General features: G+C 65.4%; 14 protein-coding genes and 1 tRNA gene. 13 read left to right on the top strand and 2 right to left on the bottom strand.

Translation table 11 applies throughout. From position 1 onward, the window contains the following. Positions 1-16: 16 nt before the first annotated feature. Positions 17-802 (bottom strand): exodeoxyribonuclease III, encoded by a 786-nt coding sequence (gene xth, locus ABRZ00_RS13410; RefSeq protein WP_368641629.1) that lies wholly within the window; start codon positions 800-802, stop codon positions 17-19. Positions 803-979: 177 nt separating this feature from the next. Here xth and ABRZ00_RS13405 point away from each other — a divergent pair, with 177 nt between their 5' ends. After that, on the top strand, positions 980-1,393 hold the full coding sequence (locus ABRZ00_RS13405; RefSeq protein WP_368644338.1) for a DUF3617 family protein: 414 nt from the start codon (positions 980-982) through the stop codon (positions 1,391-1,393). A 21-nt stretch (positions 1,394-1,414) separates the two neighbouring features. On the opposite strand, the gene ABRZ00_RS13400 is transcribed toward ABRZ00_RS13405, so the two are convergent. Then, positions 1,415-3,031 (bottom strand): methyl-accepting chemotaxis protein, encoded by a 1,617-nt coding sequence (locus ABRZ00_RS13400; protein ID WP_368644337.1) that lies wholly within the window; start codon positions 3,029-3,031, stop codon positions 1,415-1,417. Between the two features lie 210 nt (positions 3,032-3,241). Between ABRZ00_RS13400 and ABRZ00_RS13395 the strand changes: the two genes are divergently transcribed. The 12 genes from ABRZ00_RS13395 (at position 3,242) to ABRZ00_RS13340 (ending at position 13,617) form a co-directional block, all read left to right on the top strand. Continuing rightward, positions 3,242-3,649: a DUF2946 family protein gene (locus ABRZ00_RS13395; protein WP_368641671.1), complete on the top strand. Its 408-nt coding sequence runs from the start codon at positions 3,242-3,244 to the stop codon at positions 3,647-3,649. 42 nt (positions 3,650-3,691) lie between these two features. Further along, positions 3,692-4,225 carry a YcnI family protein gene (locus ABRZ00_RS13390; RefSeq protein ID WP_368640740.1) on the top strand — a complete coding sequence of 178 codons (534 nt, stop codon included), beginning with the start codon at positions 3,692-3,694 and terminating at the stop codon, positions 4,223-4,225. A 14-nt stretch (positions 4,226-4,239) separates the two neighbouring features. Continuing rightward, positions 4,240-5,784 (top strand): FixH family protein, encoded by a 1,545-nt coding sequence (locus ABRZ00_RS13385; RefSeq protein ID WP_368641672.1) that lies wholly within the window; start codon positions 4,240-4,242, stop codon positions 5,782-5,784. Between the two features lie 214 nt (positions 5,785-5,998). After that, entirely contained in the window at positions 5,999-6,964 is a 966-nt protein-coding gene (locus ABRZ00_RS13380) for a chemotaxis protein (protein ID WP_368641673.1), read from the top strand. A 22-nt stretch (positions 6,965-6,986) separates the two neighbouring features. Next, a complete protein-coding gene (locus ABRZ00_RS13375; protein WP_368641674.1) occupies positions 6,987-8,168 on the top strand; it encodes an acetyl-CoA C-acyltransferase family protein in 1,182 nt (393 codons plus the stop codon). Positions 8,169-8,170: 2 nt separating this feature from the next. Continuing rightward, positions 8,171-8,971 carry a spermidine synthase gene (locus ABRZ00_RS13370; RefSeq protein WP_368644336.1) on the top strand — a complete coding sequence of 267 codons (801 nt, stop codon included), beginning with the start codon at positions 8,171-8,173 and terminating at the stop codon, positions 8,969-8,971. A gap of 30 nt (positions 8,972-9,001) precedes the next feature. Beyond that, positions 9,002-9,078: transfer RNA gene (locus ABRZ00_RS13365), tRNA-Val, on the top strand. A 261-nt stretch (positions 9,079-9,339) separates the two neighbouring features. Then, positions 9,340-11,286, top strand: a complete 1,947-nt coding sequence (thrS, locus tag ABRZ00_RS13360) for a threonine--tRNA ligase (RefSeq protein ID WP_368644335.1) — start codon at positions 9,340-9,342, stop codon at positions 11,284-11,286. Positions 11,287-11,323: 37 nt separating this feature from the next. Beyond that, the gene (gene infC, locus ABRZ00_RS13355) at positions 11,324-11,866 is read left to right on the top strand and encodes a translation initiation factor IF-3 (RefSeq protein WP_343835902.1); all 543 of its coding nucleotides are present in this window, start codon (positions 11,324-11,326) and stop codon (positions 11,864-11,866) included. Positions 11,867-11,948: 82 nt separating this feature from the next. Continuing rightward, positions 11,949-12,914: a glutathione synthase gene (gene gshB, locus ABRZ00_RS13350; RefSeq protein ID WP_368644334.1), complete on the top strand. Its 966-nt coding sequence runs from the start codon at positions 11,949-11,951 to the stop codon at positions 12,912-12,914. A 7-nt stretch (positions 12,915-12,921) separates the two neighbouring features. Continuing rightward, a complete protein-coding gene (locus ABRZ00_RS13345) occupies positions 12,922-13,335 on the top strand; it encodes a PTS sugar transporter subunit IIA (protein WP_368641678.1) in 414 nt (137 codons plus the stop codon). Positions 13,336-13,347: 12 nt separating this feature from the next. Continuing rightward, on the top strand, positions 13,348-13,617 hold the full coding sequence (locus ABRZ00_RS13340; protein ID WP_343835354.1) for an HPr family phosphocarrier protein: 270 nt from the start codon (positions 13,348-13,350) through the stop codon (positions 13,615-13,617). Positions 13,618-13,625 lie beyond the last annotated feature (8 nt).

Here is a 13,625-nt window from a genome sequence, read left to right as displayed (position 1 = left end):
GCCGCATGGACGCCCGTCAGGCGGTGAGGAATGTCGCCACGACCGGCGCGTGGTCCGACGGTTTCTCCCAGCCGCGCGGCGTCTTGTCCACCGTGCATTCCCGGCAGCGGGCCGCCAGATCCTGTGTGGCCAGGATGTGGTCGATGCGCAGGCCGGCGTTGCGCCGGAAACCCAGGCGGCGGTAGTCCCACCAACTGAACGTGCGCGGCGGCTGATCGAACAGGCGGAACGTATCCTGGAAACCGAGTTCCAGCAAGTCGCGGAACGCCTGGCGCTCGGGATCGGAGACCAGGATGCCGCCGGCCCAGGCCTCGGGGTCGTGCACGTCCTCATCGGCCGGGGCGACGTTGTAGTCCCCCAGGATCGCCAGGTCCGGATGGCGGGCGATCTCTTCGTCCAGCCATTGGCGCAGCGCCTGGAACCAGTCGAGCTTGTAGGCGTATTTGTCGCTGCCCACCGCCTGCCCGTTGGGGCAGTAGGCGCTGACGACGCGCACGGGCTTGCCGTCGGGGCCGGTCAGCGTGGCGGCGATGATGCGCTGCTGTTCGTCTTCATAGCCCGGGATGTTGCGTTGTATGTCCAGCGGGGGCGTCTTGCTCAGGATCGCCACGCCGTTGTAGGTCTTTTGTCCCGCCCAGCAGGCATGGTAGCCGGCCGCCCGCAGGACTTCGTGCGGGAATTTGTCGTCCGGCAGTTTCAGTTCCTGAAGACACAGCGCGTCGACCGGATTGGCCTGCAGCCAGTCCAGGACGTGTCCCAGGCGGACGTTCAGAGAATTGACATTCCAGGTGGCGAGTTTCATGGTGCGGAAATTTTGTTTTTGTTTCGGTGGATTGGCGTGGATGTTGAGACCGTTTTCATGATTGGTTGCCTATCCGGCGATCCACTTCTTGGCCGTTGTGCGTGTCGCGTAAAGAGGCCACTATGGTATCAGCAGGCCGTCCGGGTTCGTTCGCTCCGGACGGCAAGGCTGGCCGCGATGCTGGAAGGCATGCAGGAAACATTGGCGCAGATGCCGGAGGCGCAAAGAAAACAGATGGAGCAGATGATGGCGCAGTCGGGCGCGAGCTTCACGCAGCCCAACGTGCTCCGTCAGTGCCTGACGGTGGAAGCCGCCAAGGGCGAATTCAAGCCCACGGTCGATGATGCCGGCATGCAATGCTCGGAGGTTGATTGGCACGGTTCGCGTACGGAAGGACGGTATTCAATGAACTGTACCAACGCAGACGGCGAGTGGAAGATCGATGGCCGCATCTGGGATGCGACGTCGAAAAGCTACAAGAGCGAAATGACCCTGCATGGCGTCGTGGACAATCAGCCGGTGAGCATCGAAATGTCCCAGGCAGCCCGCTGGGTGGGCGCGGACTGCCAGGGCATCCAGCCGCTGCAGTGACCCCTGGCGTCTGCCCCCGCTTCAACCCTTCTCGTACTCCAGTCTGGGCGCCATGGCCGATGTTGGCAGGGCGGCGGGCTGCCCTGCGGCGTGGCCGCCCTGATCCCTCAGCCGGAAGGTGGCCACCAGGCGCGCCAGGGTGTCGGCCTGCTCTTGCAGGCTGCCGGCCGCGGCGGCCGATTCCTCGACCAGACTGGCGTTCTGGCGGGTAACGTCGTCCATCTGCGTGATGGCGGCATTGATCTCTTCGATGCCGGTGGTCTGCTCGCGGCTGGCCGCGCTGATCTCGCCCATGATGTCGGTGACGCGGTGGATGCTGTCGACGATGTCCTGCATCGTGGCCCCGGCGCGCGCGGCCTGCTCGTTACCCTTGGCGGTCGATTCCACCGAGGTGTCGATGAGGCCCTTGATCTCTTTGGCGGCGCCCGCCGAGCGCTGGGCCAGCGCCCGGACTTCGGCGGCCACCACGGCGAAGCCGCGGCCCTGTTCGCCTGCGCGGGCGGCCTCGACGGCGGCGTTCAGCGCCAGGATGTTGGTCTGGAAGGCGATGCTGTCGATCACGCCGATGATGTCGGCGACCTGCTGGGACTTGGTGTTGATCTCGCTCATGGTGGAGACCAGTTCGGCGACGATGGCGCCGCCGTCGGTGGCGGTCCTGGCGGCCGAGGCGGCCAGGGTGTTGGCCTGCTGGGCGTTGTCGGCGTTCTGGCGCACGGTGGCGGTGATCTGCTCGGTGGTGGCGGCGGTCTCGGCCAGGGAGCTGGCCTGCTGCTCGGTGCGCGAGGACAGGTCCAGGTTGCCGGCGCTGATCTGCGCCGAGGCCGAGGCGATGGCATCCGAGCCGCTGCGGATTTCGCTCACGGCATTGCGCAGGTCGTTCGCCATGTTGAGCAGCGCCTGCTCCAGAGAGGTGACCTCGTCCTTGCCCTGGGGCTGGATGTTGTGGCTGAGATCGCGGCGGGCGACGAAACCGGCCAGCGCCACGGCCTGCCCCAGGGGATGGGCGATGGAACGGCTGATGCGCCAGGCCAGCAGGGTGCCGCAGGCCAGCGCCAGGATGGCGATCAAGCCCAGAACGAGCAGCATGCGCTGGCCAGCCTCCTGGCCCGCGGCGAACAAGCGCTTTTCATTCTCTTGCTGGAAGGAGAAGAGCGCGTCGATCGATCCCTGGTAGGCGCTGATCAGGCCTGGCATGTCTTCCAGGAAGAACTTGTTGGCCTTGTCGATGTCCCCTTTCTGTTGATCCTCGATGGCGATCCTGCGTTGGCCGGTGTAGCGCTTGCGCGCCTCCAGCACCTTTGCGTACAGGGCTTTGGATTCGGGAGTGATGAGGCGTTCACCGATCTGATCCTGCAGGGCGGTGATGTGCTTTGAAGTCTCCGCCATTTTCTTCTGGATGGCCTCGCGGGCGGCGGGTTCGGGCATGTGGATCAGCGCGAGTGTGCGTTCGCCGTTGACCTCGACCGCGCGCGCCCATTGCTGGATCTTGACGTTGATTTCACTGCGGATCTGGACGATCTCGTTATCGTCCAGGCCACTTTGGGTTTGCCAGGCGCCCAGCCCGGCCAGCAGTGCGGCGATGAGGATCAGAATGCCGAATCCGAGTGTGAGTCGTGTGCTGATTTTGATGCTGCGCATGTTCATGGGGTTCTCTGCGGTCGAATGGAAACGGCGCGATGGGATTCTGCTTATGCGAAAACAGAATGAAATAACAGCATCTTTAACATGGGGGTGTCCTGGCGATTGGGCCGAAATAGCCCAGGGAAGCCGGGCAATTGTCATTAAGGAAGCGGGGCGCGCTCGGGGGGAGGGCACTGGAGCGCCTTGGGTGCCCTATACTTCTTTCGCATGAACCCCTCCACGCCGCGCCGGCCGCTTCGGGCCGTGAGCCTGTCCTGGGCTTGGGCCCTGTGCCTGGCCCTGGCCTTGCGTGCGCTGGTGCCGGCCGGAACCATGCTGGATTTCGAGGGCAGAGGGGGAGTCTTTCCCGGGCTGATCCTGTGCCAGGTCCAGAATCCGGCTCTGCCGGTGGGCGGCCATCATCACACGGATGACTTGCCGCAATCCCATGCGAGCCCTTTATGCCTGTTGACCCAGCACGCCGGAGGCCCGCCGCTGGCGATGGCGGCGCCCGCGCTGATTCCGGCTGTGGCCGCAGGCGCCGTCGCGATGCTGGTCACGGTTGTTGTGGCGCCCATGCAACGTGTGCGCGGGGCGCCTGTCGGCTCCAGGGCGCCGCCCCCGCTTTTCATCTGATCGTCCGTTTGTTCGCTTACGCATCATTTGAAAGGCATTTTCATGAAAATTTTTCTTGCTGCAGGCCTGACGGCCTTGCTCGGCCTGTCGCCGGTCGCCCAGGCTCATGTCACGTTGGAAACCACCCAGGCTGCCGCCGGCAGCTATTACAAGGCGGTGCTGCGCGTCGGCCATGGCTGCGAAGGGGCCGACACCACGCGAATGCGGGTGCGCATTCCCGATGGCGTGCTCGCGGTCAAGCCTCAGCCCAAGGCGGGCTGGACTCTCGACATGACCCAGGGCAAGTATGCGCAACCTCAGACCCTTCACGGGGCGCCGGTGGACAGCGGCGTGCGCGAACTCAGTTGGAGCGGCGTGCTGCCGGACGCGTACTACGAGGAATTCGTGTTTCGCGCCTATCTTTCGGATGCGCTCAAGCCCGGCCAGACCGTCTATTTCCCGGTTGTCCAGGAATGCGGCCAGGGCGTTTCGCGCTGGATCGACACCTCGGGTAACCCGGATGCGCAAGGCCCCGCGCCCGGGGTAAAGATCGTGGCGCCCGCCCACCCGGAGGGCGGTCACGGCCACCACCATTGAGGGCCGCGCGCGTATTGGCTGCCTGCCTGCTGATGTGGGGGCAGGCGGTCTGGGGGCATGCCGCGCTGGTGTCGGCCGATCCGGCGCCCGGCGCCGCGCTCGACCATGCGCCGGAGGCAGTGACGCTGATCTTCAATGAGCCGGTCAGTGTCACTGCCCTGCGGCTGCTCGATCCCCAGGGTGTGATTGCGGACCTTGCGCCGGCGGACGCCGGCGGACTCAGGATCCGTGTGCCGCTGCCCGGCGGCGCGGGACAGGGCGCCTATTTGCTCAGTTGGCGGGTCGTCTCGGCGGATGGGCATCCTGTGGGCGGGGCGGTGGACTATGCGGTCGGCTCATCCCCGACTCCGGGCGGGGCCGCTCCAGGCGCTGCGTCTGGCGGCCGCCAGGCGGCGATCTGGCTGGGCCGCTGGCTGGGCTACGCATGCCTGTTCGCCTGCGTGGGCGCGGCCCTGTTTCGGGCGCGCAGGCCCGCGGCCCCGCAGACCTGGGCATTGCCCGTGGCTGTGCTGGGCCTGAGCCTGTTGCCTGTGAATCTGGGGCTGCAAGGGCTGGATCTGCTGGATCTGCCTGGCGCGGCCTTGCTCGGATGGCAAGCCTGGGCCGCCGCACTGGAGAGCCGCTATGCCTGGACCCTGGGCCTGATCGCCCTGGCCTTGTGTTGCTCGGCGGGCGCCCTGCGCACGCGTAAAGCCTGGGCGATGCGCAGCGGCGCGGGCCTGGGCCTGGCGCTGGCGGGCATGGCGCTCGCCGCCAGCGGCCATGCGGGTACGGCGCCGCCCCAGTGGCTGTCGCGCCCGCTGGTCGTCCTGCACGCGGTGGCGGCGGCCGCCTGGCTGGGGGCGCTGGTGCCGCTGGTCCGTCTGCTGCGCGCCGGCAGCGGGCCGGCGGGCCTGCTGCCGCTGGCCTGGTTTTCCCGCTGGATCGCGCCGGCCGTGACGCTGCTGATTGCCAGCGGGGTGGGGTTGTCGTTGCTGCAGTTGGATCGCCCCGAGGATTTATGGCGCACAGACTATGGCGCCGTGCTGAGCGTGAAACTGGCTCTGGTGTGCGGTCTGCTCGGTATTGCCGCATTCAATCGCTGGTGTTGTACCGCGCCTGCCCTGGCGGGCGAAGCCGCGGCCCGCATCCGCCTGCGGCGCAGCATCGGAGCGGAAATCGCCGTTGCCTTCATTTTGCTGGGTGTGGTGTCGCTCTGGCGTTTTACGCCGCCGCCGCGCAGCCTGGAGGCCGCGTCCCTCCAGAAAGCAGACGTTTTCATGCTGGCGAACGCCCAGGTGCGCGCCCAGGTGACGCGTACGTCGGGCGCGTGGCGCATCGTGCTGAGCGATCCGTCCGGCCAGCCCTTGTCCGCGCAGGCATTGAGTCTGGCGCTGCTCAATCCGCAGGCGGGCGTCGAGCCCTTGCGCCGCGAGGCACGCCGTCTGCCCGACGGGCGCTGGCGCGCCGAGCTGGGCGTGCCGCCGCCTTCGGGCGATGGACGCTGGCAGGTGCGTCTGGACATCCTGGTCGACGATTTCGAGCAGATGACGCTGGAAGGGGTGCTGCCGCCTCGGTGAGGCAGAAAGACCGGGGCGGCGGACGGCCGCGCCGCCCGGGTTTCGTTCCGGGATGCCAAAACCTATCCGCCTTGGTTTAATGTGTCATGGGAGCGACGGACCGAAGGGGGCGGGCATCCGGTGCCGGGTATATTCTCGGCCCGGGGCTGCATGACGCGGCGGCGCCCTTTAGAATCTCCGGTTCGGAGATCCCGCATCCAAGAAAAGGCCTGACATGAGCTCACTCCAGAAAGAAGTCGATGAACGCACCAACCTGACCGGCACGAACCGGTTTGAACTGCTGTTGTTCCGCCTGGGCACGGATGCCGCCCTGGGCAAATCCGAGCTCTTCGGCATCAATGTGCTGAAGGTCCGGGAAATCGTGACCATGCCCGCCATCACGCCGATCGCGGGGGCGCCGAAATTCTCGCTCGGCGTCGTGCAACTGCGCGACCAGGTGATTCCTGTCTACGATCTGCCTGCGATCATCGGCTGCAAGCTGTCGGCCGCGCCGACCCTGATGCTGGTCACGGAATACTCCCGCACCACGCAGGCGTTCACGGTCGAATCGGTCGAAGACATCGTGCGGCTGGATTGGAACCAGGTCATTTCCGCCGAAAACACCGGCACGGGCCCCAGCCTGATCACCAGCATCGCCCGCCTTGCCGAAGGCGGCGACGATGGGGCGCGCCTGGCCCAGGTGCTGGACGTCGAGGCCATTCTGCAGGCGATCACTCCTGAAGAAAACCGCCACCAGGTCGATGCCCGGGAGGTCGGTGACAAATTCACCCTGAAGCCTGGCACCGTGGTGCTGGTGGCCGACGATTCTTTCGTGGCCCGCGCTCTCATGGAGCAGACCCTCAAGGCGATGGAGATTCCCTATGAAATGACCAAGTCCGGCCAGGAGGCCTGGGACCGTCTGAATACGCTGGCCGCCGCCGCCGAGGCCGAGGGCAAGACCATCCACGACAAGGTCTGCATGATGCTGACCGATCTGGAAATGCCCGAGATGGATGGTTTTACGCTGACGCGCAACATCAAGCAGGACGCCCGGTTCAGCGCCATGCCGGTGGTGATCCATTCGTCGCTGTCGGGTTCGGCCAACGAAAATCACGTGCGCAGCGTCGGCGCCAACGGCTACGTGCCCAAATTTTCCGCCGAGGAACTGTCCTCCGCCATCCGCAAGGCGCTGGGGCGCTGATTCTCATCATCTGGAGTCGAACATGCAAGACATCGTCATCGTTGAAGCCTGCCGCACCGCCGTCGGGGATTTCGGCGGAGGATTGAAGGATACCGCCCCTTGCGAGTTGGGGGCGCTCGTGGTGCGCAGCGTGCTGGAGCGCGCTGGCGTGGCGGCGGCCGAGGTCGGTCACGTCGTGTTCGGCCATGTCATCAACACCGAGCCGCGCGACATGTACTTGTCGCGCGTCGCCGCGCTGAACGCCGGCATTCCCGAGGCTGTTCCCGCCTTCAACGTCAACCGCCTGTGCGGTTCGGGGTTGCAGGCCATCGTGTCCGCCGCCCAGGTTCTGATGCTGGGCGATGCCGAGATCGCCATCGGCGCCGGGGCCGAGAGCATGAGCCGCGCGCCTTACCTGGCGATCGGGCAGCGCTGGGGATCGCGCATGGGCGACTCGCGTCTGGTGGACATGATGACCGGCGCCTTGTCATGTCCGTTCGAGAAGTACCACATGGGCGTGACGGCCGAGAACGTGGCGCAGAAATACGGCATCAGCCGCGAGGATCAGGATGCCCTGGCGCTGGAATCCCACCGGCGCGCCGCCCGGGCCATCGAACAGGGCTACTTCAAGTCGCAGATCGTGCCCGTCGTGCAAAAGACCCGCAAGGGCGAGGCCGTGTTCGACCAGGACGAGCATGTGCGCTTCGATGCCAGCCCCGAGAGTTTCAGCAAGCTCAAGCCCGTCTTTGCCAAGGAAAACGGTACCGTGACGGCGGGCAACGCATCCGGTCTGAACGACGGTGCCGCCGCCGTGCTGCTGATGACCGCGCAGGCTGCCCAGGCCCGGGGGCTGACGCCCATGGCCCGCCTGGTATCCTACGGCCACGCCGGCGTGGATCCGCAGTATATGGGCATCGGCCCCGTGCCGGCCACGCGCAATGCCCTGGCGCGCGCGGGCCTCACTCTGGACCAGATCGACGTGATCGAGGCCAACGAGGCCTTTGCAGCCCAGGCATGCGCCGTGTCGCGCGAACTGGGTTTCGACCCGGCGAAGGTCAACCCCAACGGCAGCGGCATCGGGCTGGGGCATCCGATCGGCGCCACGGGCGCCCTGATCACGGTCAAGGCCCTGCATGAATTGCAGCGCGTCGGGGGCCGCCATGCGCTGGTCACCATGTGCATTGGCGGCGGGCAGGGCATCGCCGCCATCTTCGAGCGCGTGTAGGCATGGCGCGATCCACGCGGCGGCAGGCCTTCGAGGCCGACCTCCCGACCTTGTCCGAAGAAGACGGCATCCGCTACCTGCACTTCAATTCCGAATGGATCCAGGGGGCGATGCGCATCGCCCGGCCGTCCGAGCTGGTGCTGGCCTATACCCAGCAAATGATGGCCTGGCTGCTGTTTGTCACGGCGGGCGCGCGGGATCGCATCGGCATCCTGGGGTTGGGCGCCGGCTCGCTGCTGCGGTTCACGTTGCGGCATACCCGCGCCCCGGTGGAGTCCGTCGAGCGCAACCCCGCCGTCACGGCCCTGTGCCGGGCGTTCTTTCGCCTGCCGGGCAGCGCGCGATCCGTGATCGATCATGCCGACGCCCGGGACTGGGTGGCTGAGCCAGGCAGGGCGGGGCGCTACCGGGTGCTGATGGTGGATCTGTACGACAGCCGGGCCGAAGGCCCCGTGTGCGGCGATCCCGCTTTTTATCGGGATTGCTGCCGGGTGCTGGACGAGCCCGGCGTGATGAGCGTGAATCTGTTCGGCCGGCATGAGAGCTTCGAGGAAAATCTGCGGGGGATTCGCGCCGCCTTCGGCGGCCGCGTGCTTTGCCTGCCGGAAATCGACGAAGGCAATACGGTGGTGCTGGCCTTCAAGGGCGATGCGCTGGATCTGTCGCGCCAGGATCTTCTGGACCGGGCGGCGCAGCTCGAATCGCGCACCGGCCTGCCGGCGCGGCGCTGGGCACGCTCCCTGCTGATCGGAGGCCGAAGCAGGGCGGCCGCCGAGGATCGCGGACGGTTTGACAGCTTTTGAAATTCTCCCTAAAATTGCGTTCTTTCTTGGAGGCGGTTAGCTCAGTTGGTTAGAGCGCTACGTTGACATCGTAGAGGTCGCTGGTTCGAATCCAGTACTGCCTACCAGAATTTCCGCACCGGCCTATGCCGTGCCGCGAAAGCCGCCCAGCCGTCATGGCGAGGCGGCTTTTTGTTGTTCTTGGCTATTTTGCAACGGTCCTGATCCCCGGCAGATGCCGCACTGCTCTGAAACCGGCAGGCCCGTTGTCCAAAATTGATTGTTGCCCGCCTGATTGCTACACTTGATTAATTCCCTCCTGCATAGCAAATCCGGGCTTTTTATCGACGCGGCGCAGGCCGCGTTTCGCATTTTCAGGACACGCATACATGGTTTGCATCACCCTTCCCGACGGTTCGCAGCGCGAATTCGACCATCCTGTGACCGTGCACGAGGTCGCGCGCTCCATCGGGACCGGGCTGGGCAAGGCGGCGCTGGCGGGCAAGCTGGCCGTGGATGGCCAGCCGGCGCGCCTGGTGGATGCCAGCCACGTGATCGATCATGATGCGAGCCTGAGCATCATCACCGACAAAGACCCCGAGGGTCTCGACCTGATCCGCCATTCGACGGCCCACCTGCTGGCCTACGCGGTCAAAACCCTGTTTCCCGATGCCCAGGTCACCATCGGTCCGGTGATCGAAAACGGCTTCTATTACGATTTTTCGTACAAGCGCCCCTTTACGCCCGAAGACCTTGAGGCCATTGAAAAGAAGATGGCCGAACTGGCGCGCCGGGACGAGGTCGTGACGCGCGAGGAATGGGAGCGCGACGAAGCCGTGAAATTCTTCCGCGGCATCGGCGAAGCCTACAAGGCCGAGATCATCGCCTCGATCCCGTCCAACGAAAAGATCAGCCTGTACCGCGAGGGCGATTTCATCGATCTGTGCCGCGGCCCGCACGTGCCCTCCACCGGCCGCCTGCGGGTGTTCAAGCTGATGAAAGTCGCCGGGGCCTATTGGCGTGGCGACAGCAACAACGAAATGTTGCAGCGCATTTACGGCACTGCCTGGGCTCGCAAGGAAGACCAGGACGCCTACCTGCACATGCTCGAACAGGCCGAATTGCGCGACCATCGCCGCATCGGCCGCGAACTGGACCTGTTCCACTTCCAGGACGAGGCGCCCGGCCTGATTTTCTGGCACCCCAAGGGCTGGACGGTCTGGCAGCAGGTCGAGCAGTACATGCGTCAGGTGTACCAGGACAACGGCTACCAGGAGGTCAAGGCGCCGCAGATCCTGGATCTGTCTCTGTGGAAGAAAACCGGCCACTGGGACAACTACAAAGAAAACATGTTCACGACGGAGTCCGAGAACCGCGTGTACGGCTTGAAGCCCATGAACTGCCCGGGCCATGTGCAGATCTTCAACGCCGGCCTGCATTCCTACCGCGAACTGCCCCTGCGCTACGGCGAGTTCGGCCAGTGCCACCGCAACGAGCCCTCCGGCTCGCTGCATGGCATGATGCGCGTGCGCGGCTTCACCCAGGATGATGGCCACATCTTCTGTACCGAGGATCAGCTCCAGGCCGAGTGCGCCGCCTTCACCCGGCTGCTGCAGAAAGTCTATGCCGATTTCGGCTTTACCGAAATCCTCTACAAGGTCGCCACCCGCCCCGAAAAGCGCATCGGCGCCGACGAGGTCTGGGACAAGGCCGAACAGGCCCTCAAGGACAGCCTGGACCTGTCCCACTGCGAATACGAAGTCTCGGAAGGCGAGGGCGCCTTCTATGGCCCGAAGATCGAATACACCCTGAAGGACGCCATCGGCCGCCATTGGCAGTGCGGCACCATCCAGGTGGATTTTTCCATGCCGCAGCGCCTGGGCGCCGAGTACGTCGATGCCCAGGACCAGCGCCGCACGCCGGTGATGCTGCACCGGGCCATCCTGGGTTCGCTGGAGCGCTTCATCGGCATGCTGATCGAAAACCATGCCGGGGCGCTGCCTGCCTGGCTGGCGCCGCAGCATGCCGTGGTCTGCTGCATTTCCGACAGCTCCGCCGATTATGCCGAGCAGGTCGCCCGGGATCTCAGGCAGCGGGGCCTGCGCGTGTTCTCCGACGTGCGGGGAGAGAAAATCACCCGTAAAATCCGTGAACATAGCCTGCAGAAAATCCCGTATATTCTGGTCGTCGGCGATAAGGAACGCGAGTCCGGCGCCGTTTCAGTGCGCGGGCGCGGCAACCTCGATCTGGGCGCGATGCCGGTGGCGGATTTCACCGCCCGGCTGACGCACGAGATCGCGACCCGCCAGCAGGGGACCGAACCGGCGCAGGCCTGATTCCTCCCTTTTTCATCAACTCACAGGAGTTTTCGACATCGCAACCGAAAAGAAACACCGCGTCAACGGTGATATCCGTATCAATGAAGTCCGCCTGATCGGCGTGGATGGCGAACAACTGGGCATTGTCCGCACGTCCGAAGCCATGGCCATGGCCGAGCAGAACGACGTCGATCTGGTTGAAATCGCCCCCACGGCCAGCCCTCCGGTCTGCCGCCTGATGGACTACGGCAAGTTCAAGTACCAGGAACAAAAACGCCAGCAGGAAGCGCGCGCGCGCCAGAAGATCATCCAGGTCAAGGAAGTCAAGTTCCGGCCGGGGACCGATGAAGGCGACTACCAGGTCAAGCTGCGCAATCTGCGCCGCTTCATCGAAGACGGCGACAAGGCCAAGGTCACGCTGCGCTTCCGGGGCCGCGAAATGGCTCACCAGGAACTCGGCATGCGCGTCCTCGAGCGGGTGCGCGACGATCTCGGCGAAACCGTTCTGGTCGAGGCCATGCCCAAGCTCGAAGGGCGTCAGATGGTGATGGTGCTGGCACCGCGCAAGAAGCCCGGCAAGCAGGGCGATGCGGTCTGATTCCGGCCGCTGACCGGAGGCCTCCCGTGCCGCGGGCGGTATCCGGTCGTCATACCGGCGCTCCCGGGCACCAGAGGTATCCATGCATTTTCTGTTCGTCCTCGATCCATTGCCGGCCCTGAAGGCCTGGAAAGACTCGTCCGTCGCCATGATGCGCAGCCTGGCGAAGCAAGGGCATGACTTCAGTTTCGCCACGATGGGCGATCTGTATGTCCAGGAGGGCCGTGTTCAGGTCGCGGCCACGGCGATGCGCTTGCGCGCCGACCCCGACTGGCACGGACACGACTGGTGGACGCAGGACGCCGCGCCGCGCGAATGCGCCCTGGCGCAGTTCGATGCCGTCCTGATGCGCAAGGATCCGCCTTTCGACATGGAATACGTCTACGCGACGCATCTGTTCGATTACGCGGTGGCGCAAGGCGCGCGCGTGTTCAACGCCGGTGCGGCCATCCGCAACCACCCGGAAAAGCTCGCCATCACCGAGTTCGCGCAGTACACGGCGCCTACGCTGGTCAGCCGCGACATGGCGCGCCTGCGGGCTTTCCATGCGCAATACGGCGACGTCATCGTCAAACCGCTGGACGGCATGGGCGGCAGCGGCATCTTCCGCCTGCGGCCCGACGAGCCGAACCTGGGCGCGATCCTGGAAGCCTTGACCGGGATGGGCGAACGCACCATCATGGCCCAGCGCTACATCCCGGAAATCCGCGACGGCGACAAGCGGATCCTGATCATCGGCGGCGAACCGGTGCCGTTCGCGCTGGCGCGCGTCCCGCTCCAGGGCGAGACCCGCGGCAACCTGGCCGCCGGCGGGCGCGGCCGGGCCCAGCCGCTGTCGGCGCGCGATCTCGAACTGGCCCGGGCCGTCGGCCGGACGCTGGGCGAACGCGGCCTGCTGCTGATCGGCCTGGACGTGATCGGCGACTACATCACCGAGATCAACGTCACCAGCCCCACCTGTTTCGTCGAAATCACCGAGCAGACGGGTTTCGACGTCGCCGGCCGTTTCGTCGAGGCCCTCGTTCAGGCCGTAGGCGCCGGCGCATGAGCACGCCATGAGCACCCGCATCGCCCTGGTCATGCACGACCCCCTGGGTGCGGCATTCCAGGCCTGCGCCCGGCACGTGCTGGGCCGCCGGCCGGACTTGACGGTCTTCGATATCGTGCCCGATGCCGATCCGGCGGACCAGGCCGCGCGCATACTCGACTGGGTGCGCGCAGACGGCGCGCAAGAGCCAGTCCTGATGCTGTGCGACCTGTACGGGGCGACGCCGTTCAACATCGCCGTCCAGGCACGGCGCCAGGCGCTGGAAAACGGCTACATGGTGCATTTGCTGACCGGCACCAATGCGTGCATGGTTCTCAAAGCCTTGACAGACCAGCAGGAAAACCCCGAATCTTTCAGCGAACGCGTGCGCCAGGGGGCGTTGCGCGGTATCGTGAATGCAGAACCCCCGTGTGATTGCTAGGAACACATCTTCATGCCTTCCATCGATCTGGTGATTTCGAACAAACTGGGATTGCATGCGCGTGCGGCGGCCAAGCTGACTCAGCTCGCAGGGCGGTATCGCAGCGACATCTTCATTTCGCGGGGGGCTCAGCGCGTCAACGCCAAGAGCATCATGGGCGTGATGATGCTGGCTGCGGGCTTGGGCGTCACTGTCCGGATCGATGCCCAGGGCGAAGACGAAGCCCAGGCCTTGTCCGACATTCGGGCGTTGTTCGAGAGCCGCTTCGGAGAAACCGAGTAAGCCAGGCC

The sequence above is a fragment of the Castellaniella ginsengisoli genome, assembly GCF_040955415.1.
In the GTDB taxonomy this organism is placed as follows: domain Bacteria; phylum Pseudomonadota; class Gammaproteobacteria; order Burkholderiales; family Burkholderiaceae_B; genus Castellaniella; species Castellaniella ginsengisoli.
The sequence above is the reverse complement of the archived record's forward strand: the minus strand, read 5'-3'. Positions and strand labels throughout refer to the sequence as shown.